Origin of the sequence: Streptomyces sp. WZ-12, assembly GCF_028898845.1 — a bacterium.
In the GTDB taxonomy this organism is placed as follows: Bacteria; Actinomycetota; Actinomycetes; order Streptomycetales; family Streptomycetaceae; genus Streptomyces.
Genome location: NZ_CP118574.1, coordinates 5,694,134 through 5,717,151, shown reverse-complemented (window position 1 = coordinate 5,717,151; position 23,018 = coordinate 5,694,134). Strand labels below are relative to the sequence as shown.

General features: G+C 75.6%; 20 protein-coding genes and 1 tRNA gene. 14 read left to right on the top strand and 7 right to left on the bottom strand.

The window, feature by feature from the left end:
- Window positions 1–52 precede the first annotated feature (52 nt).
- From PV796_RS24780 to PV796_RS24765, 4 genes are all read left to right on the top strand, one after another.
- Window positions 53–1,231 carry a glycosyltransferase family 4 protein gene (locus tag PV796_RS24780; protein ID WP_274915578.1) on the top strand — a complete coding sequence of 393 codons (1,179 nt, stop codon included), beginning with the start codon at window positions 53–55 and terminating at the stop codon, window positions 1,229–1,231.
- A 145-nt stretch (window positions 1,232–1,376) separates the two neighbouring features.
- Window positions 1,377–2,672: a sugar transferase gene (locus PV796_RS24775; protein WP_274915577.1), complete on the top strand. Its 1,296-nt coding sequence runs from the start codon at window positions 1,377–1,379 to the stop codon at window positions 2,670–2,672.
- A complete protein-coding gene (locus PV796_RS24770) occupies window positions 2,669–2,806 on the top strand; it encodes a hypothetical protein (protein WP_274915576.1) in 138 nt (45 codons plus the stop codon). Before PV796_RS24775 ends, PV796_RS24770 begins: the two co-directional genes overlap by 4 nt.
- Window positions 2,803–4,056: a glycosyltransferase gene (locus PV796_RS24765; protein ID WP_274915575.1), complete on the top strand. Its 1,254-nt coding sequence runs from the start codon at window positions 2,803–2,805 to the stop codon at window positions 4,054–4,056. The genes PV796_RS24770 and PV796_RS24765 overlap by 4 nt, the downstream gene beginning before the upstream one ends.
- Window positions 4,057–4,146: 90 nt before the next feature.
- Here the strand turns inward: PV796_RS24765 and PV796_RS24760 are convergent, their stop codons facing one another.
- Complete coding sequence (locus PV796_RS24760) at window positions 4,147–4,632, bottom strand: hypothetical protein (RefSeq protein ID WP_274915574.1); 486 nt, start codon at window positions 4,630–4,632, stop codon at window positions 4,147–4,149.
- A gap of 215 nt (window positions 4,633–4,847) precedes the next feature.
- Here PV796_RS24760 and PV796_RS24755 point away from each other — a divergent pair, with 215 nt between their 5' ends.
- On the top strand, window positions 4,848–6,263 hold the full coding sequence (locus tag PV796_RS24755; RefSeq protein ID WP_274915573.1) for a tetratricopeptide repeat protein: 1,416 nt from the start codon (window positions 4,848–4,850) through the stop codon (window positions 6,261–6,263).
- Window positions 6,264–6,294: 31 nt separating this feature from the next.
- Here PV796_RS24755 and PV796_RS24750 read toward each other — a convergent pair whose 3' ends face one another.
- Window positions 6,295–6,888 (bottom strand): histidine phosphatase family protein, encoded by a 594-nt coding sequence (locus PV796_RS24750; protein WP_274915572.1) that lies wholly within the window; start codon window positions 6,886–6,888, stop codon window positions 6,295–6,297.
- Window positions 6,889–7,169: 281 nt separating this feature from the next.
- On the opposite strand from PV796_RS24750, the gene PV796_RS24745 reads away from it, so the two are divergent.
- From PV796_RS24745 to PV796_RS24720, 6 genes are all read left to right on the top strand, one after another.
- Entirely contained in the window at window positions 7,170–8,402 is a 1,233-nt protein-coding gene (locus tag PV796_RS24745) for a hypothetical protein (protein WP_274915571.1), read from the top strand.
- A complete protein-coding gene (locus PV796_RS24740; protein ID WP_274915570.1) occupies window positions 8,393–9,940 on the top strand; it encodes a hypothetical protein in 1,548 nt (515 codons plus the stop codon). Before PV796_RS24745 ends, PV796_RS24740 begins: the two co-directional genes overlap by 10 nt.
- A 52-nt stretch (window positions 9,941–9,992) precedes the next feature.
- Window positions 9,993–11,351 (top strand): AAA domain-containing protein, encoded by a 1,359-nt coding sequence (locus PV796_RS24735; protein WP_274915569.1) that lies wholly within the window; start codon window positions 9,993–9,995, stop codon window positions 11,349–11,351.
- A gap of 229 nt (window positions 11,352–11,580) precedes the next feature.
- Window positions 11,581–11,964, top strand: coding sequence for a hypothetical protein (locus PV796_RS24730; protein ID WP_274915568.1), 384 nt, complete (start codon window positions 11,581–11,583; stop codon window positions 11,962–11,964).
- Window positions 11,965–12,111: 147 nt separating this feature from the next.
- The gene (locus tag PV796_RS24725) at window positions 12,112–12,753 is read left to right on the top strand and encodes a bifunctional DNA primase/polymerase (RefSeq protein WP_274915567.1); all 642 of its coding nucleotides are present in this window, start codon (window positions 12,112–12,114) and stop codon (window positions 12,751–12,753) included.
- A 56-nt stretch (window positions 12,754–12,809) separates the two neighbouring features.
- Window positions 12,810–12,883: transfer RNA gene (locus tag PV796_RS24720), tRNA-Lys, on the top strand.
- A gap of 84 nt (window positions 12,884–12,967) precedes the next feature.
- Here the strand turns inward: PV796_RS24720 and PV796_RS24715 are convergent.
- Window positions 12,968–14,173 carry a M6 family metalloprotease domain-containing protein gene (locus tag PV796_RS24715; RefSeq protein WP_274915566.1) on the bottom strand — a complete coding sequence of 402 codons (1,206 nt, stop codon included), beginning with the start codon at window positions 14,171–14,173 and terminating at the stop codon, window positions 12,968–12,970.
- Between the two features lie 403 nt (window positions 14,174–14,576).
- On the opposite strand from PV796_RS24715, the gene PV796_RS24710 reads away from it, so the two are divergent.
- Window positions 14,577–16,406: a putative bifunctional diguanylate cyclase/phosphodiesterase gene (locus tag PV796_RS24710; RefSeq protein ID WP_274915565.1), complete on the top strand. Its 1,830-nt coding sequence runs from the start codon at window positions 14,577–14,579 to the stop codon at window positions 16,404–16,406.
- 25 nt (window positions 16,407–16,431) lie between these two features.
- On the opposite strand, the gene PV796_RS24705 is transcribed toward PV796_RS24710, so the two are convergent.
- The 3 genes from PV796_RS24705 to PV796_RS24695 all read right to left on the bottom strand — a co-directional run bounded on the left by PV796_RS24705 (window position 16,432) and on the right by PV796_RS24695 (window position 19,422).
- Window positions 16,432–17,562, bottom strand: a complete 1,131-nt coding sequence (locus PV796_RS24705) for an LLM class flavin-dependent oxidoreductase (protein ID WP_274915564.1) — start codon at window positions 17,560–17,562, stop codon at window positions 16,432–16,434.
- Window positions 17,563–17,728: 166 nt separating this feature from the next.
- Window positions 17,729–18,454 carry a maleate cis-trans isomerase family protein gene (locus PV796_RS24700; protein WP_274915563.1) on the bottom strand — a complete coding sequence of 242 codons (726 nt, stop codon included), beginning with the start codon at window positions 18,452–18,454 and terminating at the stop codon, window positions 17,729–17,731.
- Between the two features lie 62 nt (window positions 18,455–18,516).
- Window positions 18,517–19,422: a maleate cis-trans isomerase family protein gene (locus tag PV796_RS24695; protein WP_274915562.1), complete on the bottom strand. Its 906-nt coding sequence runs from the start codon at window positions 19,420–19,422 to the stop codon at window positions 18,517–18,519.
- Window positions 19,423–19,631: 209 nt separating this feature from the next.
- Between PV796_RS24695 and PV796_RS24690 the strand changes: the two genes are divergently transcribed.
- Entirely contained in the window at window positions 19,632–20,615 is a 984-nt protein-coding gene (locus tag PV796_RS24690) for a D-2-hydroxyacid dehydrogenase (RefSeq protein ID WP_274915561.1), read from the top strand.
- 84 nt (window positions 20,616–20,699) lie between these two features.
- On the top strand, window positions 20,700–22,118 hold the full coding sequence (locus PV796_RS24685) for an amidase (protein WP_274915560.1): 1,419 nt from the start codon (window positions 20,700–20,702) through the stop codon (window positions 22,116–22,118).
- 376 nt (window positions 22,119–22,494) lie between these two features.
- On the opposite strand, the gene PV796_RS24680 is transcribed toward PV796_RS24685, so the two are convergent.
- Window positions 22,495–22,995 carry a DUF3830 family protein gene (locus PV796_RS24680; protein ID WP_274915559.1) on the bottom strand — a complete coding sequence of 167 codons (501 nt, stop codon included), beginning with the start codon at window positions 22,993–22,995 and terminating at the stop codon, window positions 22,495–22,497.
- Window positions 22,996–23,018: the final 23 nt, after the last annotated feature.

Genomic DNA, 23,018 nt, shown 5'->3' with positions numbered 1-23,018 from the left:
CGGCAATTCCCGCGAAAGTTCTGACGGCTCGGTAATCAGGGGAGCAGTGCGCGTGTTGCCACCAGACCTGCCGCCCCAGGAGCGGCTCACGGTCCTGCATGTGTCCCGGTCGGTCGACGGCGGGCTCGCCCATGTCGTCGCCGGTCTGGTGCGGTCGCAGGTGGCGGCCGGGCTGCGGGTGGTGGTGGCCGCGCCGCCCGGCGGCACCCTGCACGCGGCGGCCGCCACCGCGGGCGCCGAGGTGGTGCTGTGGCCGGCCGGCGCCTTCGCGGCGGCGCTGTCCGGGGCCCGACGGCTGGCCCGGCTGGTCCGGCGCACCGGCCCGCACCTCGTCCACGTCCACGGCGCACGGGCCGGGGCCGCCGCCCGGTTGGCGGTGCGCGGGCGGATCCCGACGGTGTACCAGCCGCACTGCTGGCCGTTCGAGGCGGCCGGCGCGCTGACCGTGCGGGCCGGGGAGGCCCGGGAGCGGCGGGTGGTGCGCTGCACCCACCGGGTGCTGTGCGCGAGCGAGGCCCAACGGGCGCGCGGGACGGCCGCCCGGTTGGCGGGCCGGTGGGTGGTGATCACCAACGGCGTGGACCTGCGGCGGTTCTCCCCGGGGGACGACGACGCCCGGCAGGAACTGCGCGATGCCCTGCCCGCGCTGTGCGACGCCGTGCCGGCCGGGGCGCCGCTGGTGGTGTGCGTGGCGCGGCTGTGCTCGCAGAAGGGCCAGTCGACGCTGTTGCGGGCCTGGCCCAAGGTGACCGCGGCGGTGCCGGGCGCCCGTCTGGTGCTGGTCGGCGACGGGCCGGACCGGGTGGCGCTGAGGCGGACCGCGCCGCCCGGGGTGGTCTTCGCGGGCGCCGCCGAAACCACCGTCGGCTGGTACCGGGCCGCGGACCTGGTGGTGTTGCCGTCCCGTTGGGAGGGGATGGCGCTGGCCCCGTTGGAGGCGATGGCGTGCGGCCGGCCCGTGGTGCTGAGCGACGTCGGCGGGGCCCGGGAGTGCCTGCCGCCGGACGCCGCCGACGCCTGCCTGGTGCCGCCCGGCGACCCGGCCGCGCTCGCCGGGGCCCTGACCACGCTGCTGACCGATGCCGAACGGCGGGGCGCGCTCGGCGAGCGGCTGCGGGACCACGTACGGATGGCCCACGACGCGCAGCGGACGGCGGGCGCGGTGCTGAACGTCTACCGGGAGCTGCTCGCCGTGCCGCCCGTCCTGACCGCGGCGCGGGCCGGGCGATGACGGCCGGGCGCGCGCACACTCCCCCCGGCCCGCGCCGGGCGGAGCCCCAGGCCGCCGGCCGGGGCGCTGCCGCGGCCCGCCGCCCCGGTCCGTACGGGCCGGGGCGCGGCGCCCGCCCCGGTGTCCGCGGCGGGGGGGGCGGGCCGTGCCGCGGCGCGCCGTCCCCGTCCTGCTGGCCGCGGCCGATGCGCTGGCCGCCGCCGGCGCGGTCCTCCTCGTGGGCGCGGATCCGGCGCTGCTCGCCGGGCTGGTGCCGGTCCTGCTGCTGCTCACCGCGCGGGCCGGGCTCCACCGCCCCGGCCCGGCCCCGGCCGCCTTGGAGGAGGTGGCGCCGCTGCTCTGGCGGGCCGCGGCCGGCTGGTGCGCGGTGGCCGCGGCGCTGGCCGCGCTGCAACCGGGACGGGCGTTGGGCCCGGTGGCGCTGCCCGCCGGGGTGGTCCTCCAGGCGGTGTTGGCGGCCGCCGGGCGGGCCGTGGTGTACCGGGCGCGGCGCGCCGCCGCCCGGCGCCGGCCGCGGTCGGCGCTGCTGGTCGGCCCGGAGCCGACCGCCCGGCAACTCGCCGCGGCCCTGAGGGCACACCCGGAATACGGACTGCGCCCGGTGGGCGTGGTGCCCACCGGGCCGGCCGTGCCCGACGGGACCGGGGCGGGCGCCACGGTGCCCCTGCTCCGCTCGTCCGAGGCGCTGACCCGCGCGGTCATCCGGCACACCGTCCGCGACGCGGTGTTCCTCCTGCCGCCGGAGAGCGACCCGTACGCCGCGGCGCTGCTGCACCGGTTCCTGCGGCAGGGCGCGGCCGTCTGGCTGGCCGGGGCCGCCGCGGGCCACGACGGGCAGCCGCCGGCGCCCGGCACCGGGCACCTGTGGGGGTTCGCCTGCCGGCCGCTGCGCACCGGCCGGCGCCGGCCCGGCGGCCCGGCCAAACGGGCCCTGGACCTCGTCCTGGCTTCCGTGGCGCTGCTGTTGACGGCCCCTCTGCTGGCCACCTGCGCGCTGGCGGTCCGGCTGGTGGACGGGCCCGGGGTGCTGTGCCGGCAGGACCGGGCCGGCCGGGACGGGCGCCGCTTCGCCCTGCTGCGGCTGCGCACCGCGCGCCCCGGGGCCCGGCCCGGCCGCCTCGGCAAGTGGTTGCGCGCCACCTCGTTGGACGGGCTGCCACAACTCTTCAACGTGCTGCGCGGCGAGCTGAGCCTGGTCGGGCCGCGCCCCGAACGCCCCTCGCGCGCCGCCGAGTTGGCCCGCCGCCACCCCGACCGGGTCGCCGCGATGCCGCCGGGCCTCACCGGCCTGGCGCAGGTGCACGGGTTGCGCGAGGGCGCCAGCGCCGAGGACCGGGCGCGGTTCGACGCCCGCTACGCCGACGGCTGGTCGCCGGGCGCGGACCTGCGCATCCTGCTGCGGGCGACGGCCCGCCGGCTGCTCCGCAGGGAGGGCCGATGACCGCGGGCGCGCCGACCCGGCCCGCGCTGGCCGGCCGCCCCCGACCGCCGCACCGCCGTCCACTGCCCCCCGACGCGGCCGATCCGGCCGCCGACCAGGCCACCCCGGCCGCTACCCCTGGAGGGATCCGGTGAAAGTCCTGCACGTCATCACCGGCCTCGAAGTGGGCGGCGCGGCGCAGCAGTTGCGGCTGCTGCTGCGCCGGCTGCCCGCCCACTGCGAGGTCGTCACCCTGACCAACCCCGGCCCGCTCGCCGAGGCCATCGAGGCGGACGGCACCCCCGTCACCCACCTCGGCATGACCGGCCACCGCGACCTGTCCGCACTCCCCCGTCTGGTCGACCTGATCCGCGCCAGCGGACCCGACCTCGTCCACACCCACCTCTACCGAGCCTGCGTCTACGGCCGGATCGCCGCCCGGCTGGCCGGCGTCCGCGCCGTGGTCGCCACCGAACACTCGTTGGGCGACGCGGTCATCGAGGGCCGGCGGCTGACCCGCGGCGTCCGCACCCTGTACCGGGCCACCGAGCGCCTGGGCTCGGCCACCGTCGCGGTCTCCGACACCGTCGCCGCCCGACTGCGCCGCTGGGGCGTCCCCGCGTCGCGGATCCACGTGGTGCCCAACGGCATCGAGGCGCACCGCTTCGCCCACGACCCCGCCGCCCGGGACGCGGTCCGGGCCCGACTCGGCCTGCCGCCCGACGCGTTCGTGGTCGGCGGCGCCGGCCGCCTGGTCCCCGGCAAGCGGTTCGACGTGCTGGTCCGGGCGATCACCCAGCTCCCCGGCGTGCACCTGATGTTGGCCGGCGACGGGCCGGAGCGGGCGATGTTGGGGCGGATGGCCGGGCAGTTCGGGTCCGGCGACCGGATCCACCTGCTCGGCGCCCGCGGCGGCGCGGACGGGCCGGCGGCCGGCGACGGGGCGGACATCCCCGGCCTGCTGTCGGCCATCGACGTCTTCGTCTCGCCGTCCCCGGACGAGGCGTTCGGATTGGCGACCCTGGAGGCCCTGGCGTCCGGGCTGCCCGTCCTCTACGGCAGTTGCCCGGCCGTCGACGACCTGCCCGCCGACCAGGCCCCCGGCGCCCGCCGCGTCACCCCCGGCGTGCACGAACTGGCCATCGCGCTGAGGGAGTTGCGGCGCGACGGCGCGGACCGGCTGCCGGTGCCGCCGGTGGTACGGCGGTACGACATCGACCGCAGCGCCCAGGAGCTGATGGCCGTCTACGACCGGGCGCTCGCCGCGACCCGTCGGCCCTGCCCGGCGGCCGAGCCGCCCGCCCCGCCCGCCGGGCCCCCGGCCCAGGGCCTGCCCCCGGGCGTCTCGTTGCCCGACCCGTCCCCGGCGCCGGAGCCCGGCGGGCACTCGCTCTCGAAGCGCTGACGGCGGAGCGGTCGGAGCGGAAAACGGTGGAGGGGCGGCCCGGGCCGCCCCTCCACCGTTTTCCGCGTCGCCTCACCGACAGCGGTCGACTCACTGACAGCGGTCGACCGCCTCGATCGTGCGGGCCGCCTCGCCCAACGCCGCCCGCAGCACCACCGGGTCGGTGGCGTCGGCGTACGCCCCCTCCGGCGGCACCAGCCAGCCGGTGCCCTTCACCGGCGGCTCCGCCGCGGCCCCGTCGTCCGGCCCGCCGAAGCGGACCCCGCGCCCCGACGTCTGCGTACAGGCGCTGCCCGGCACGTCCCACCCGTCGGCCGTCCCCGGCGGGACCAGGAAGCCGAGGGTGTCGCAGGCGCCGTCGTGCAGGACCGGGCCGACGCCGTCCCGCAGCCGCAGGATGTCCACCGCCTCCAGCCCCTGCCGGGCCGGCACCGTGACCAGGTCACAGGGCTGGGCGGCGCTCCCCACGGTCGCGCCGCACCCCTCGCGGTCCGCGACCCGGCCGGCGGACCCGCTGCCGCCCCTGCTGACGCCGGTCTCCCACACGGAGAACCCCTCCTCCTGCACGCGCCACACCCTTTACACCGTCTCCAACGGGAAAACGCGTCAACGGCTACGGCGGCGGAACGCTGCAAAGGATGGCGCTTCATGGCAGATCACGGGTGAGATATTCCGGTTTGTTGCCAAACCCAGGGTGGCGGACCCGTCACAGCGGGTACGGTCGTCCCCGCCGCACCGCCAGAACGCGGCGAGGCCACGATGGCACGGAACAGGGCACGGGGAGGTCGCCCATGGCGTCGCAAGCTCCACGTTCAGCGTCGTCCCACACCGCCCCCGCCCGCCCGAACACCGCCTTCCGGCAGTTGCGCGGCCGACTGTCGCCCGGCGAGTTCGCGGCGACGGTCCGCCGGTCCGCCCGCGAGATCGGCGAACGGGTCTCGTGCGACGCCCGCTACGTGGGCCGCGTCGAGTCCGGGGAGATCCGGTGCCCGAACTACGCCTACGAGCGGGTGTTCCGGCACATGTTCCCGGGGCTGACGCTCCCCGACATGGGGTTCGCGCCGCGGGAGACGGTCCGCGGACGGGGGGCGCGGACGGGGGCCGCCACGCCCCTGGCAACCGACCACCGCGATACCCGTATCCAGAACTCCGAGGAGAGCGACGTGCTACGTCGCGCGTTCATCACCGGCGGCCCGGCGGCCGCCCTGGGCCTGGCCGGCCTCTATCCGGCCGGCCCCGACGACCCGGCCGGCGCCGTGCCCGGACCCCGCACCGCCCCCGGCACCCGGGCCGGCGCCGCCGAGGCCACCGCCGTCGAGGAGGCCGTCCGCAAGATCCGGCTGCTCGACGACCGGCACGGCGCCGACGGCCTCTACCAGCGCGCCACCCAACCCCTGCGCGCCGCCTACGAGCTGCTCGACGCCGGCATCCAACGCCGGTCCGTCTACGACCGGTTGCACGCCGGCGCCGGCGAACTCGCCCTCTCCGTAGGCTGGTTGGCGCATGATTCCGGCCGCCTCGACGACGCCCGCTCGCACTACGCGGAGGCGCTGTCCACCGCCCGGGTCTGCGGCGACGCCGCCCTGGAGGCGCACGCGTTCTGCAACACCGCCTTCCTGGCCCGCGACGCCGGCCGGCCGCGCGAGGCGGTGCGGGCCGCGCAGGCCGCCCAACAGGCCGCCAAGCGGCTCGGATCGCCCCGTCTGCGGTCGCTGCTGGCGCTGCGCGAGGCCGGCGGCTGGGCGGGGCTCGGCGACCGCACCGGCTGCGAGCGGACCCTGGTCCGGGCCGAGCGGCTGTTCGCGGCCGGGCCCGGCGAGCGCGACCCGGAGTGGATGAGCTTCTACGGGGAGGCCGAACTGGCGGGCCTCACGGCGCAGTGCTGGTCGGCATTGGGTGAGAAGGGGCGCGCAGCGGAGCACGCGCGCCGGGCGGTGGCGCTCCAAGACCCCCATTTCACCCGGAACATCGCCCTGTTCACCGCCGAACTGGCCGGCAACCTCGCGGCCGGCGGCCTCGCCGAGGAGTCCGCCACGGCCGCCCTACGGGTCCTCACCCTGCTCACCCAGGTCCGCTCGGCCCGCATCCGGGCCATACTGAACGGCACCGCCCGAGCGCTCGGCCCGTACCGCGACCGCGGCCCGGTCGCCGACTTCCTGGAGCGGTACGCGACGACACAGGTGGGGGCGCGCGGCGCTAGGGCCTAGGGCGTTTCTGACGGATCTCCGCGGCGTCGGCTCACTCCAGGTGGCCGGTCTCGTTCCAACTCTCCACGGCCGGCTCGCCGTACGCCCAGCCCAGCACCGACAGGGACGTCGGCGCCAGACGGAGCCGGGCCGCGAACGAGACGTCCAGACCCAGCCAACGCGCCCCCAGGACGCGCAGGATGTGACCGTGCGCGAAGACCAGCACGTCGCGGTCGGCCGAGCGCGCCCAGGACACCACCTCGTCCGCGCGCGCGGCGACCTCGGCGAGCGTCTCGCCCTCGGGCACCCCGTCCCGCCAGATCAGCCAGCCCGGCCGCCCGGCCTTGATCTGCGCCGGCGTCAGCCCCTCGTACGCGCCGTAGTCGACCTCCAGCAGCGCGTCCCACTCCTGGGCCCGCGCGCCGAAACCGGCCAGTTCGCAGGTCTCCTTGGCGCGCACCAGGGGGCTGGTGCGGACCTCAACGTCCGGCAGGCCGTCCCAGGGGGCGCGGTGCAGCCGCTCGCCCAGGAGCTTGGCGCCCTGCCGCCCCTCGTCGAGCAGCGGGATGTCGGTCCGTCCGGTGTGCCGGCCGGAGACGGACCACTCCGTCTGCCCGTGCCTGGCCAGGAGAATGCGCGGTGCCATGGGTCGTACCTCTCGCCGGGTTTCCGGCTTGTCGTCGTGGGTGGCTGGGCGCGGGCGGCGCTGACCGCGGCCCTCCATCATCGCGCACCTGGCCGAAACCCGACCCGCGCTCCCTGGAGAGCGGCCCGGAGGCCGCCGTCCCGGCGGAGCCGGTTCCGGTGTGGCGGGTGCCAGGTGCCACACTTCGGCGGGTGAACGTTTCCCGCGAAAGCCGACCCGCGGCGGCCCCACCGGGGGCCCCGTCCTCAGGCGGCGCGGCGGCAGCCGCTCCAGTGGAGCCGGTGCTCGCACCGGGTGGCCCGGGGGAGCCGAGGCAAGGGCACCCGGCGCCCGTTCCGAGCCTGCGCCAGCGCCTGACCGAACTGCGCGGCCCCGGCGTGCGCCCCCGGTCGCTGGACGCCCGCGCGCTCGCCGCGCTCGCCGCCAACCCCGGCTGCCGGCGCCGGGCCCTGCTGGACGGCGCGGGCGTCGACAAGGCCGGCCTGGCCCGCGCGCTGGGCGCCCCCGCGGCCTACGGCCAGTCCCAGTTCGCGCTGGTCCGCGGCAACTCCTTCGAGGCGCGGGTGAAGGCCGACGGCGGCGCGGAGCTGCTGCGGCTGGTCTGCGAGCGGCTGGCCCCGGGCACCGCCCTCCCGGAGGACGACGCGGTGGCCCGCCCCGACCTGTCCGCGTCCGGGCCCGAGGGCCGCGCGGCGCGCACCGCCCTGGCGCTGCGCGAGGCCGCCACGGCCGGCGGCTGGGCGCTGCTGGACCACCCGCTGCTGGCCATGGAGGTCGCCGGCTCCCCCGCCTACCTGGAGCCGGACGCGGTGGTGGTGCATCCGGACGGCACCTGGACCGTCGTCGAGATCAAGTCATTCCCGATGATCGACGGGGCCGCGGACGCCGCCAAGGTCGGGGCCGCCGCCCGGCAGGCGGCCGTCTACGTCCTCGCCCTGGAGGCGGTCGCGGAACGCGCCGCGGCGCACACCGGCCGCCCCGCCCGCGTCCGCGACCGGGTGCTGCTGGTCTGCCCCAAGGACTTCTCCAACCTCCCCACCGCCGCCCCCGTCGACGTCCGCAAGCAACTGGCCACCACCCGCCGGCAGTTGGCCCGCCTCACCCGCGTCGAGGAGATCGCCGCCGCGCTCCCGGAGGGCACCACCTTCGACCTCGGGCCCACCGACGGAGGCCGGACCGCGACCCGCCCGGCGCCCGAGCTGACCGAGGCGGTGGAGGCGGTCCCCGCCGCCTACGCCCCCGAATGCCTGGCCGCCTGCGAGCTCGCCTTCCACTGCCGCAAGCGCTCCCGTCAGGACGGCTCCGTCGAGTCCCTGGGGCGCGGCGCCCGGGGCGAGTTGGGCGGGCTGCGCACCATCGAGGAGGCACTGGCGGCCGCCGCCGGCGCCCCGGGCCCCGACCCCGACGACCCGGCCGTGCAGGCCCTGCGCACCGCCGCCGCCCTGCGCGCCGAAGCCCTGGCCGCCGCCGGCGCGCACACCGTGCCCCAGGAGGAGACGGACGCATGTCGCTGATCGAGACGCTGGCCCGGATGGAGGCGGTGGCCGCCGGCCGCGCCCAGCCGCTCGCCACGGTCCGCCACCGCCACCTCTCCGCCCGCCCGTTGGTCCTCGTCCCGTTGACCACCGCGGGTGAGGCCGGCGCCCCCCTGGGCGCCCTGGTCGGCACCGACCGGGAGAAGCCCCTGCTGCTGGCCGTCCCCCAACCCCGCGACCGCGACCTGCGGTTCGCCTTCCTCGCCGACCTGGCCGAGGCGGTGCTGCCCTACGTGGACGGCTTCGCCGACGACGTCGAGTTCGAGGAACGCAAGGAGACCGACGCCGAGACCGGCAAGAAGGTCCCCGTACAGGTCGAACTCTGCACGGACGCGCCCCAGTTGATCGTGCCCAGCGGGGCCGGCATCGACTACGTCCGCCTCCTGGGCCGCTCGATGCGGTTCCGCCGGACGACCGAACAGGACCCGGAGACCCCCTATCCCGCCCCGCCCCATGTCCCGTTGCTCGGCCGCTGGTTCACCCACCTCGGGGAGCGGGCCCGGGTACCGGGCTCCTGCCTCCTCCTGGCCATGACCGACCTGTTGACCCGCCACTGGGCGACCGGCCAGAGCGTCCTGGAGGACCAGCACCTGGGCGCGCTGCTCGCCTGGATCGCGCCGCCGCCCGGCGTACCGGCCCAACGGGCGGCCGAGTTCGCCGAGGCGGCCCGCGACGCGGACGGCCAACTGCACTGCCCGCCGGCCGGCCCCGCCACCGACCCGGCGTTCGACAACCGGTTGCTGGCACCCGCCATGGCCCGCTACGACGCCCAGACCCCCGGCGCCGAAGAGGACGTCCGCACCCTCGTCGAGAGCCAGCTCCGCCCCACCTGGGACGCCGTCTGGCAGGGCCTGGGCCTCCTCCGCGCCCTCCCCGAGGGCGCCCGGGCCCCCGACCGCTGGAAGCGCGACCGCTGGTCCTACACCGCCCACCGCGACCGCATCCGCGCCGGCGAGCCGCCGCAGCCCACCCAGGACGACGCGGTCACCGCCGCCCGGAAGCTGGCCTCCCGGGAAGCCGCCCAGGCCCAACTGGACGCCCAGGAAGCCCTGGACGACCCCTTGGTGATGGCCGCCCGCCGACTGGCCGGCGAGGCGCTCCAGGGCACCGTCACCGCCGTCGAGATGGCGTTCTCCGAGGGCAAGCGGCCGATGCCGCGCCCCCTGGTGACGCTGCACACCGGCGACCGCCCCCAACTGGCGGACGGCACCAAGCTGTACCGCCCGCTCCCCGACGGCCGCGCCCAGACCGCCGAGTTCGTCGCCTACGCCGCCGGCGCGGAGGCCGCGCCGGTCATCCGGCTCACCGGCGGCATGGGCCGCGGCCGCACCCCCGAACCGGGCACCGTCCCCGACCCCGGCGACACCCTGTGCTGGACGCTCTTCGAACACGCCCCGCGCGGCGGCCCCGGCCTCCCGGAACCGGAGGACACCCCCTGGACGCACGGCGGCCCCCCGCCCACCCCAGAGGACACGCCCCCCGCCACCGACCCGGTCACCCCAGAGGACTTCCTCTGACCCACCGGGCCCCACCAACCACCCACCAACCGACTCCCGGGAGCGCCCCGGCATGACGCCCCCTCCGCCCCTGCCCGCCCCGCCGCCGACCGACCCCGCCGCGGCGGCGGCCGCGGCGACCGACGCGATCCTCCACGACACCCTGCACAGCACCCGCCGCGGCGTCGTCGTCGACTCCCCGCCGGGCGCCGGGAAGTCCACCCTCGTCGTCCGCGCGGCCCGCGAACTGGCCGCCGCCGGCCGCCGGTTGATGATCGTCGCGCAGACCAACGCCCAGGTCGACGACCTCGTCCTGCGCCTGGCCGCGAAGGACCCCGACCTCCCCGTGGGCCGGCTGCACTCCAGCGAGCCCGGCGCCTACGACCCCGCCCTCGCCGAACTCCCCGCCGTCCGCGCCTCCGCCAAGATCGCCGACCTGGCCGCCCAGGACGTGGTGGTCTCCACCGCCGCCAAGTGGGCCTACACCAAGGTCGAGGAGCCCTGGCGGCACGCCATCGTCGACGAGGCGTACCAGATGCGGTCCGACGCGCTGCTGAGCGTCGCCGGCCTCTTCGAACGGGCCCTGTTCGTCGGCGACCCGGGCCAGCTCGACCCGTTCAGCGTCGTCGGCGCCGACCAGTGGGCCGGCCTCTCCTACGACCCCTCCGCCAGCGCGGTCGCCACGCTCCTGGCCCACAACCCGGACCTGCCGCAGCACCGCCTCCCCGTCTCCTGGCGCCTACCGGCCTCCGCCGCGCCCCTCGTCTCCAGCGCCTTCTACCCCTACACCCCGTTCCGCAGCGGCACCGGGCCCGACGACCGGCACCTGGCCTTCGGCGTCCCCGGCGACGGCTCGCCCGTCGACCGCGTCCTGGACGAGGCCGCCGAGTCCGGCTGGGGCCTCCTGGAACTCCCCGCCCGGCACACCCCGCGCACCGACCCGGAGGCGGTCCGCGCCCTCGCCCTGGTCGTCCGCCGCCTCCTGGACCGCGGCGGCGCCGCCACCAGCGAGCAGTCCGACGCGCCCGCGCCGCTGACCGCCGCCCGGATCGCGGTCGGCACCGCCCACCGCGACCAGGCCGCCGCGGTCCGCGCCGCCCTGACCGACCTCGGCGTGAGCGGCGTCACCGTCGACACCGCCAACCGCCTCCAGGGCCGCGAGTTCGACGTCACCGTCGTCCTCCACCCGCTCTCCGGCCGCCCCGACGCGACCGCCTTCCACCTGGAGACCGGCCGCCTCTGCGTGCTCGCCTCCCGCCACCGCCACGCCTGCATCGTCGTCTGCCGCGCCGGCGTAGCCGACCTCCTCGACGAGCACCCCGCCACGGAACCCGTCCAACTGGGCGTCACCGTCAAGTTCCCCGACGGCTGGGAGGCCAACCACGCCGTCCTGGCCCACCTCGCAGAACACCGAGTCCCCATGCGCCCGTAGCCCCACCGGCCACCAACGCCACACGGCCACCAGCCCCACCGCCGGAAAGCCGACAACGACACCCGCCGACAACCGCGCAGGCCGACAGCCAGCAGACCAAGCGGGCCCGTCGTCGGAGGGTCGGCGACGACGCGCGCCGGAGGGGATGTCCCCGCCCCCACGCGGGAAGCCGGCCCCCTTGCGCGAGGCGCGACAATGGATTGCGGCACACAACCACGGAGGTAGGTACATGTCCGAGCCGCAGCCGGCTCCCGATCCACGCGGTACGGCACCCGCCCCCCGCCGCATGAGGCCCGCGCAGCTCCTGTTCGAGCCGCCCGAGGCGACCACCGACCCCGAGCACTTCTTCGGGCTGGAGTCGCTGGAGGACCCCGGCGCCCTGCTCGGCCGGGCGACCGAGCTGACGCTCGCCTTCCGCGCCGCGGCCGACCGCGCCACGGAGTTCCAGGCGATCGCCGCCGCTCAGCTCACCGACCCCGGCCGCTTCGACCGGCTGCCGCTGGCGGTGGTCGCCGAACGGGCCGACTGGACCGAGGACTACGCGCAGAAGATGGTCGAGTTCGGCCACAGCCTGCTGCGCAGCGGCGGCACCCTCCCGCCCGACCTCGGCTGAGCCGCGACCGCCCCGCCTCATGCCCACGCCCCAAGATCATGAGCCGTTGGCATATGCGGGAAGGGGAAGATACTCCCCGGCCCGGCGAGCTGTCCCGGTTTCCGGCAATCAGGCATGCGGGGTCGCGGGAATCGGTAGACCTGTCCCATGAGCGACTGGCTGCCTGAGACCCCCCGGAACCTCGCCTTCCCCACCACGGCGTACGTGACGCTCGCCGGGGCCGACTGGCTCGCCTCCGCCAGCCCGCACCCCGAGGGCATGCACATGCTGTGGGCGGAGCGGCCGACCGCGCCGAGCGTGCTGCCGTGCGGCGTGGCCTTCGACGTGATCGACGCCCCCGCGCTCTTCGGGCGGCGCATGGTGGACCGCCTGTGGTCGGCCGGCCCCGGGTCGGGCCCGGTGGCCGCGCACCGCGGCCGGATCCTGCTGTTCGCGGCCCCCGGCACCGCCCACCGGCTGCCCGCGCTGCTGGCGTGGGAGGAGTGGGGCAGCGCCGTTCCGCCGCTGCTGTGCCACGGCGGCGGGGACGCGGTGACGGTGCCGCCGCTGCACCCCCGCCCCCGTAAGGCCGCCCGCGGGGACGGCGGGGATTCCGGGGAGCCCGCGGCCTCCGGATCGCGCTGGCTGGTGGCGCCGGACGTCCGCGAGCCCTGGCTGCCGGGGCCCGACGTCCTGCTGTGGGCCTGCGTGCGGGCCGCCCGCAGCGCGCTCGGCGCGGACCGGGAGACCGCCCGCCCGCACCGCGAACCCGCTGCTCAGGGCGCGGATGCCGCGCTCGCGGGAGGCTGAGCGGAAGCGATTTTTGCCCTCCCCGGCCAGGATGCTAATGTTTTCCCCGTCAGCAGGCGCCGCTAGCTCAGTTGGTTAGAGCAGCTGACTCTTAATCAGCGGGTCCGGGGTTCGAGTCCCTGGCGGCGCACAGACGGTCGAAGGCCCCCACTCCGGTGGGGGCCTTCGGCGTATCCGGGTGCAGTCGCGGCCGAGCAAGGGCGCGACCGGGGCGTCAGGGAGTGCTGCGGGTGACCTTGACCGCCCATTCACCGGTGCCGGTCCGGCCCTCGACCTGGATGCGCACGCCGTCCTCGCGGTCGTTCATGCTCTCCCCGACGCCGAGCGGGGCGTCGGCGAGCGGCGGGTTGACCGAGGTGCCCCAGCAGGCGGAGGTGCCGGGGTGGCCGTCGAGCACCTTCACCGGTCCCGAACCGGAGGCCGTGGAGCTGCGGACGCGGTAGACGAGGATGCCCTCGGTGCAGAGGGTGCGGTCGTTGCCCTCGGCGCCGCGGGCCTCCATGGCGAGGGCGCTGTCCGGGCCGGTGCGGACGACGAGGAGGCGGGGGCGGCGGTGTTCGCCGGGGGCCTCGGGGGCGGAGAGGGTGCGCAGGGTGTGCATCCGGGGGCGGTCGGGGTTGACGCAGTCGACCTGGCCGTCGGTGATCCAGCCCAGGCGCCACTTGTGCCAGGCGAACGGCTCGGGGGCCAGGCCGAATTGGCTGCCCATGAGGTCCCAGTCGCCCACGTAGGTGTCCCAGTCGCCGCGGCCGTTCTCCGGCCGGTGGTAGAGGTCGGGGAGGTCGAAGACGTGGCCGGTCTCGTGGGCGAGGACGTTGCGGTCGGGCGGGCTGTGCTCGAAGACGGTGACGAAGCGGCGGAGTTCGACGCCGTCGGCGTGCATCGGCTGGTCGAGGTTGACGACCTTGGTGGCGTCCGAGTCGACGCCGGGGGCGTTGGGGTCGGCGACGAGGTAGATGAGGTCGTAGCGGCTGAAGTCGACGGTGGGGTTGGCGGCGGCGACCGCGTCGCGGAGGTAGGTGGACCGGCGCCCGGAGTCCCAGTCGCGCTGTATGCCGTACCAGGTGGAGGGGCGGGGCATGCGGACCCAGCGGTTCTGGATGTGGGGGCGGAGGTGGAACCTGCCGTAGGAGGCGCGTTCGAAGAACCGGGAGGTGGCCGGGAAGTAGTCACCGGAGAGCTGCTGGGGGCTGGTGGTGGGCTTCGCGTCCGGGAAGGACAGGAAGATCATCACCGCGTGGAGGGTGTGGACCGGGCGGGGGTAGGCGGAGTTCCAACTGTCGACGCCCTCGGAGTGGTGGGCGTCGGTGCGTCCCAACGCGCAGGAGAGGGCCGCTTCGGAGGCGGTGGCGGGGCCGGTCACGATGGAGGTGGCGATCAGCGCGCTCAGGGAAGTGGCCACGGCTGCGACGCGCCGCATGCGTCGGCGGTCCACCCCGTGGGGTGTCTGGGCGCGCGGCACGTGGACCTCCAGGGACGGATTCGGGACACCCATCTACCCTGAGGTGATTTCATGCTCTTCGTCCCGATATGGCAGCCCATATGGGTGGCGAGCGCGCCACCCTTGCTCCGTAACGGAAAGTCACAAGCGACTAAAGGGGCAATCGGGATGAACAGAGCCGGGCAGAATTGGCTGAACTTCCGTCATGCGTGCGGATGGTCACGGCTTCGTCGCTGGATCGGCCCTCGGGCCAGCCTCTATGATCGCCACACTTTCCAGGGCGAGGTCCCCCCTCCGTCACGAGACAAGCGCCATGCGGGAGCGAGCAGTGAGCGGACACTCCGACAGCACGGGCCGCACGCCCGGAGCGACACTGCCCTCGGTGACGGACCGTGAGGGTGCGACCAAAGAATCGGGTGCCCGGCCCGCTCGCCCCGGCGCCGCCGACGCCTCGGCGCGCTGCGACGGCACCGCCGCCTCGCTCGGCGACTACCGCGCCGCCTTCCACGCCGCGAGCCTCCCGATGGCGGTCCTCAACCGCGACGGGCTGGTGCTCGCGGCCAACCCCGCGCTGGGCGACCTGGTCGGCACCGACCCGGACGACCTGGTGGCGGCCACCGCCGCGGACCTCACCGACCTGGGGGCCGATCCGCGGGTGTGGACGGCCTACCGCGAGGTGCTGTGCGGCCGTAGCGACCGGCTGCGCTGCACCCGGCGGCTGAAACGGTCCGACGGGACGTCGGTGTGGGTGGAGGTGACCGTCGAGCCGGTCACCGAGGGGCCGTTGGGCGGCGAGGAGCGGGTGCTGCTGTCGGCCGCGGACATCAGCGACCGGCACGATCTGCTGGCCCGGTTGCGGCACTTGCAGATGCACGACCCGGTGACCCGGCTGCCCAATCGCGCGCTGTTCTTCGAGCGGCTCTCGGCGGCGCTGGAGACGGCGGCCTTCGACCGGGCGGGCACCGGCCGGATCGGACTGTGTTACCTGGACCTGGACGGCTTCAAGGCGGTCAACGACACCCTGGGGCACCGGGTCGGCGACCGGCTGCTGGGCGCGGTGGCGCAGCGGCTGACGCGCTGCGCGGAGCAGGCCACGGAGCGCGGGGCGGGCCGCGGCGGTCACCTGGTGGCCCGGTTGGGCGGCGACGAGTTCGCGTTGCTGGTGGAGGACTCCACCGGCACCGACCAGGTGGCGGAGCTGGCGCAGTCGGTGTTGGACGCGCTCCAGCGGCCGTTCGACCTGGCGGGGCAGCGGCTGTCGGTGTCGGCGAGCATCGGCGTCGTGGAACGGGCGGCCAGCGGCACGACGGCGACGGGGTTGATGCAGGCCGCGGACACCACGCTGTACTGGGCCAAGGAGGACGGCAAGGCCCGTTGGACGCTCTTCGACCCGGAGCGCAACGCCCACCGGATGACCCGGCAGGCGCTGTCCAGCACGCTGCGGCCGGCGGTGGACCGCGGGGAGTTCACGCTGGAGTACCAGCCGCTGGTGGGGCTGGGGGACGGCCGGGCGGAGGGCGTGGAGGCGCTGGTGCGGTGGCGGCACCCGCAGTTCGGGGTGTTGTCGCCGAATCGGTTCATCGCGCTGGCCGAGGAGAACGGCGCGATCGTCGAGCTGGGGCGCTGGGTGCTCTCGCGGGCCTGCTATCAGGCGCGGGCCTGGCAGTTGGCGCATCCCGGGGACCAACCGCTGTTCGTCAGCGTGAACGTGGCGGTGCGTCAGGTGTGGGATTCGGACCTGGTCGCGGACGTGGCCGGAATCCTGGCGGAGACCGGGCTGCCGCCGCGGCTGCTGCAACTGGAGCTGACCGAGTCGGCGGTGATGGGGTCGGCGGGCCGGCCGTTGCAGGCGTTGCAGGCGCTGAGCGACATGGGCGTGCGGATCGCCATCGACGACTTCGGCACCGGCTACTCCAACCTCGCCTACCTCAGCCGACTCCCGGTGTCCGCGCTGAAGTTGGACGGGTCGTTCGTGCACGGATTCCGCTCGCAGGAACACCCCAATCCGGCCGACGAGATGATCGTGGAGGCGCTGGTCGCGCTGGCGCACCGGCTGGGGCTGACGGTGACCGCGGAGTGTGTGGAGAGCGCCGAGCAGGCCGAACGACTGCGCCGGATCGGCTGCGACACCGGGCAGGGCTGGCTGTACTCCCGGCCGGTGGCCCCGGACCGGGTGGAGGCGCTGTTGGACGCGGGGCGCGCGTGCGGTTGAGCCGTCGCGCGCCCCGCGTCGTGCGTCAGCCCTGCGGGAGCCCGTAGGCGTCGGCAATGAGCTCGTAGGAGCGGCGGCGGGCCTCGCCGGTGTGGGCGTTGGCGGTGATCATCAACTCGTCGGCACCGGTGCGCTTGGCGAGGTCGTCGAGGCCCTGGCGGACGGCGTCGGGGGTGCCGTGGAGGACGTTGCCGAGCCAGCCGTCGACGAAGTTCCGCTCCACGTCGCTGAATTGGTGGGCGGCGGCCTCCTCGGGGGTGGGGACGAGGCCGGGGCGGCCGGTGCGCAGCCGGAGCATGGCGAGCGCGCCGGTGCGGACCTGGCGGTCGGCCTCCCGCTCGTCCTCGGCGGCCAGCGCGGAGACGCCGATCAGGGCATAGGGCTCGGCGAGCACCGCGGAGGGGCGGAACGAGGAGCGGTAGAGGTCCAGGGCCGGGAGGGTGTTGGCCGCGGAGAAGTGGTGGGCGAAGGCGAACGGCAGGCCGAGCGTGCCGGCGAGTTGGGCGCTGAAGCCGGAGGAGCCGAGCAGCCACAGGGGCGGGCGGTGCGGGGACTGGACGCCGCCGGGCGCGGTGGCCTGGACGGGGCCGGGGACGGCGTGGATCCGGGCGTAGGGGTGGCCGGCGGGGAAGTCGTCGTCGAGGAAGCGGGTCAACTCCGCGAGCTGCTGCGGGAATTCGTCGGCGCCCTCGTGGAGCCGCTCGGTGCGACGGAGCGCGGCGGCGGTGGCGCCGTCGGTGCCGGGGGCGCGGCCGAGGCCGAGGTCGATGCGGCCGGGGGCCATCGCCTCCAGGGTGCCGAACTGTTCGGCGATGACCAGGGGGGCGTGGTTGGGCAGCATCACGCCGCCGGAGCCGAGCCGGATGCGGTCGGTGTGGGCGGCGAGGTGGGCCAGGAGCACCGCGGGCGAGGAGGAGGCGACGCCGGGCATGGAGTGGTGCTCGGCGACCCAGTAGCGGTGGAAACCGCGGCGCTCGGCGGTGCGGGCCAGTTCGACGGAGGTGCGGACGGCGTCGGTCGCGGTGTTGCCGGCGCCGACCGTCACCAGGTCGAGCACGGAGAGGGGGACGGGTGCGGTGCCCGGGGCGGTGGCCCGGATCCCGTCGTCCCCGGGACGGCCGTTGCTGCCCGGGGTCTGCTGGTCTTCGCCGCTCACGGTGCGGGTCCTCCTCGCGTCGCGCGTTTCGCCGTCGGTGGCTTGCGAGGAGGGTAACCGGAGAAGTTCTCCGGTTATTCCCGGGGCGGGGCGCGGATTCCGGCCATGACGCGGCTCCCGGCCGTGACCGGGAGCCGAGGGGGTGCGGGCGCCAGTGCCCGGGCCGTTAGGCGCCGGCCGGACGGGAGAACAGCGCGCCCAGCTCCGGGCAGGCCAGCGGGCGGTCGAGCAGCCGCAGGCCCTCCCAGACCGTCACCTGATTGGCGGTGAGCACCGGTTTGCCGAGCGCGGCTTCGAGGGCCGGCAGATGGGCGGCGGTGTGCAGGGCGGTGTCGGGCAGCAGGACCGCCTCCGCGTCGGGGTGGTCGCCGGCGCGGGCCAGCGCGAGCACTTCCGCCCGCCCCCAGGTGCCGACCTCGGCGGCCGTGATGATGCCGCTGCCGCGGGTGGCGACGACCTCGATGCCGGCGGCCTTCAGGAACGCGTGGAAGCACTCGGCGACATCGGCCGGGTACGTGGCGGCGATCGCGACCCGACGGACGTCGAGGGCCGCCACGGCGTGCGCGAAGGCGAAGGAGGTACTGGAGGCCGGCAGCCCGGCCCGCGCCGACAGCTCCCGCACCTGCTGCTGGGCGCCCTCCCGGCCGTAGATGAAGCTGGCGCTGGTGCAGGCCCAGACGACGGCCTCGGCACCGCGCTCGCGCAGCGCGTCGACGCCGGCCGCGAGGCGGGCCGCGGAGCCCATCTCCAGTAGGGCGTCAACGCGGTGGGCGTCCTCGCCGATGTCGGTGTGGACGAGCGGCAGGCGGACCGCGCCGCCCAGGAGCGCTTCGAGCCGGGGGTAGTCGTCCTCGGCGGAGTGGCCGGGGTAGAGGAAGCCGACCGATGCCATGCAGTTCTCCCTACGGGTGGGGGCGAGCGGCGTGCGGTGTACGGGGCGCGGCGGACCGGGCGTCAGACCGGGGGCTGGCCCGGGTCCTCGGGGAGGTACGGGGGCGGTTCGGGGCCGTCGCCGGGCTCCGCGTCGGGCGGGGCCGGCGGTCCCGCGAAGGCGGCCTCGGGGGTCGGTCCGGGGCTGCTCCGCGGCGGGGGTTGGGTGCCGGTCATGGCGGCCGGGCCGCTGCGCGCCACCGGATCGAGCAGCGCCTGGTACGGGCCGACGGCCTCGGCGCCGATGGCGCGCAGCGCCGCCCACATCGTCACCTGATTGGCGGACAGCACCGGCATCCGCAGCTCGGCTTCCAACTGGGGGATGACGTCGTAGGTGGGCAGGTTGGTGCAGCTGATGAACAGGGCGTCGGCGGCCCCGATGACGGCGGCCCGGGCCATGTCGACGACGTCGCGGTAGGGGACCTTCCAGATGTGCCGGGTGAGCCCCAGATAGGCGCGGCCGGTGACGGTGACACCCGCCTCGCCGAGGAACTCCTCCAGGGAATCGGTGACCGATTTGGTGTACGGGGTGACGACGGCGATGCGTCGGGCGCCGATCTCGTGGAGCGCTTCGATCGCGGCGCCCGAGGTGGTGAGGGCGGGGACCTCCCCGGCCTGTGTTATGGCCGCGCACATCGCGCGTTCGCCCGCGAGGCCGCCGACGAAGCTGCCGGACGTACAGGCGTAGGCGATGACCTGCGGCGATACGGCACACAGGGCCTGGACGGCGGCGTCCAGGGTCTCGTGCTCGCTCACCAGGCGGGCCAGGTCGAGGCTGACCTCGACCGGCACGAAGGGAGTTCGGGTGAGGTGCAGGGACACATCGTCGGGTACCCAGCGCCACAGTTCGCGGTCGAGGGCGAAGTCGAAGGGGGCGACGACGCCCACGCCGAGCTGCGGCTGCGGGCCACCCAGAAAGGAGACGTCCATAAGGGCCCCTAGAGGCGCGAAGGGGTATGTGGCACGGCCAGTGGCCGGAGAGGTTGTGCAACACACCGGACAAGCCGGGGACGTCGGGACAGAGCCGTTGTTGACACGGTAGATACGACTTCTTAGCGTGGTCAATCCTCGCATCTCAGGCATCTGTCGGCGCCCTGTTCCTTGATACGGGGCACTCGTTTCAGAACGGTTTCTGGCCTATGTCCGAAAGCACCGGCAGCACCGAGCACACCGTCCTCGTTCTGGGCTCCGATCCCCTCCCCCAACTGGATCGGCTCGCCGGTCGGGCCGAGGTCGTCTTCGCCGACGAGAAGACCCTGGCCGGCCTACTTCCCACCGCTGACGTGCTGTTGGCCTGGGACTTCACCTCCGATGCGATCCGGGAAAGCTGGCCGGAACACGGCCCCCGGCCGGGGTGGGTGCACACCGCGAGCGCCGGCGTGGACCGCCTGCTGTGCCCGGCGCTGGTCGCCGACGACACCGTCGTCACCAACGCCCGCGGGGTCTTCGAGCAGCCGATCGCCGAGTACGTCGCGGGGCTGGTGATCGCCATGGCCAAGGACTTCTACGGGAGTTGGGAGCTCCAGCGGCAGCGGCGGTGGCAGCACCGGGAGGCGCTGCGGCTGGCCGGCACCCGCGCGGTGGTGGTGGGTTCCGGGCCGATCGGTCGGGCCATCGGCACCACCTTGCTGGCACTGGGTGTCGCGGTGGATCTGGTCGGCCGCCGGGAGCGGGCCGGCGACCCCGCGTTCGGCCGGGTGCACGGGGCCGGGGCGCTGAACGGGCTGCTGCCGCAAGCGGATTGGGTGGTCTGCGCGGCGCCGCTGACCGAGGAGACCCGGGGGATGTTCGGGGCCGAGGCGTTCGCGCTGATGCCGCGCCGGGCCCGGTTCGTCAACGTCGCGCGGGGGCCGCTGGTCGTCGAGGAGGCGCTGGTCGCGGCGTTGCGCCAGTGGCGGATCGCGGCGGCGGCGCTGGACGTCTTCGAGGCCGAGCCGCTGGGCACGGACAGTCCGCTGTGGGATGTGCCGCACCTGATCGTCTCCCCGCACATGAGCGGCGACACCCTGGGCTGGCGGGACGCGCTCGCCGAGCAGTTCCAGGACAACTTCGACCGGTGGGCGGCCGGGGAGCCGCTGCTGAACGTGGTCGACAAACGCCTCGGGTACGTACCGGTGCAGTGACCGCGCGGGCCGTGGCGGGCCCGACCCGCGCGGTCCGTGCCCCGCCCGCCGTCCCGCCCGGGGCGGCCGACGCTCGGAGGACGCATGACCAACGGACCGACCCGCCTCACCGACCTCACCGCGACCCGGCTGACGGCCGGCTACGCCGCCGGCGAGTTCTCCCCGGTCGAGGTGGCCGAGGCGGTGCTGGAGCGCGCCGAGGCCGCGCAGGCCAGCGTCAACGCCTTCACCCGGATCGACGCCGAGCAGGCGCTGGCGCAGGCGGCGGCCTCGGCGGAGCGCTGGCGGCGCGGGGCGCCGGACGGGCCGGTGGACGGGGTGCCGGTCACCGTCAAGGACCTGCTGCTGACCCGGGGGACGCCGACGCTGCGCGGGTCGCGGACGGTGCGGGCCGACGGCGCGACGTGGGACGAGGACGCGCCGGCGGTGGCCCGGCTGCGGGAGTCCGGGGCGGTGTTCGTCGGCAAGACCACCACGCCGGAGTTCGGTTGGAAGGGCGTCACCGACTCCCCGCGGCACGGGGTGACGGGCAACCCGTACGATCCGGCGCGCACCTCGGGCGGTTCCAGTGGGGGCAGCGCGGCGGCGGTGGCGTCGGGGGCGGGGCCGTTGAGCCTGGGCACGGACGGCGGGGGGTCGGTGCGGATCCCGGCGTCGTTCTGCGGGATCTTCGGGCTGAAGGCGACCTACGGGCGGGTGCCGGCGTATCCGGCGAGCCCGTTCGGGACGCTGGCGCACGTGGGGCCGATGGCGCGGGACGCGGCGGACGCGGCACTGTTGATGGACGTGATCTGCGGCCCCGATTGGCGGGACTGGTCGCAGTTGGCCCCTCTGGACGGGTCGTTCAGGGAGGCGGTGACCGGGGGCGTGGTCGGGCTGCGGGTGGCGTACAGCCCGTCGCTGGGTTGGGACGTGCCGGTGGCGCCGGAGGTGGCGGCGGCGGTGCGGCGGACGGTGGACGCGCTGGCCGGACTCGGCGCGGCCGTCGAGGAGATCGACCCGGGGGTGGCGGACCCGGTGGAGGCGTTCCACACGCTGTGGTTCAGCGGCGCGGCCCGGCTGGTGCAGCCGCTCCCGGAGGCCGAGCGGGAGTTGCTGGACCCGGGGTTGCGGGAGATCTGCGCGCAGGGCGCCCAATACGGCGCGCTGGACTACCTGGCGGCGGTGGACGTGCGGATGGCGCTGGGGCGGGCGATGGGGCGGTTCCACAGCGTCTACGACCTGTTGGTGACGCCGACCGAGCCGATCACCGCGTTCGCCGGCGGCTTGGAAGTGCCGGCTGGTTCCGGCCACGCGCGGTGGACGGGGTGGACGCCGTTCACCTACCCGTTCAACCTCACCCAGCAGCCCGCCGCGACCGTGCCCTGTGGGGTGGACGGCGACGGGCTGCCGATCGGGGTGCAGTTGGTGGGCGCGCGGCACGCGGACGCGCTGGTGCTGCGCGCCGCGCACGCGCTGTACGAGGCGGGGGCCGCGGGGATCCCGGGGCCGCCGGTTCCGTAGGGGCGCTCGCTCGGGACGGTCCGTGGGGGCGTTCCGTGGGGCCGTTCCGTAGGGGGCGGTCGAACGGATGCCGTAGGGGGCGGCTGGGCCCCCTGCTGGGCCTCAACGCGGTGGGGGCGGTGGGTATTTCGGGCGGCCGCCGCCCCCAACGGCCCGCCCCAACGGCCCGCCCAGGTGGGCGCTCCCGGTAGCCGCCCCGGCGGGCGGGCCGGCTAGGGCGCTTCTGACGGATCTCCGTGGAAGAAGGAGCGGCGTCTGGCGCGTGCGATCGCAAGGCGCCGGGATGTCTTCATAGCGGAGCTATGGGGACATGTCGGCAACGCCGCGAGCGGGCGTGCCAGACGCCGCGACGCCGCGGAGATCCGTCAGAAGCGCCCTAGGCGCGGCGGAAGGCGAGGGTCTCCCCCAGGGCGCCGGCCCGCCAGAGGTCCTGGCAGGCGTCGGCCATCCGGTCCAGGCCCTCGACGACCGCGCCCCAGACGATGCCCGGCACCCAGCCCGCATCCCCGTTGATCAGCAGGTTGTTGCGCTCGTAGAAGAGCGCGAGGTCGACGACGGTGGCGCGGCCGCGGTGCTTGGCCGCGCTCTCGTAGCCGTAGGAGGCGGTGCCCAACTGGGTGTCGCTGAAGGTGAAGTAGCACAGGTCGCCGGGGATCGGCGTGATGGTGGGGTTCTCCAACGGCGGTTCCTCGGGGGCGAAGGGCGGGACCAGGGCGTAGATCTCGTTGCGGGCGTACTTGGCGTGGTAGACGTCGCCGCCGAGCGGCAGGGCGTCCCAGATGGCGGCGCAGGTGAGCGGGGCACGATCGTCGAGCAACTTGGCCGTGCAGCTCACGCCGCGCTTGTCCAGGGAGACTTCGATGAAGCGATCGGTCATATCCCGAGCGTAGGGGGCAATAC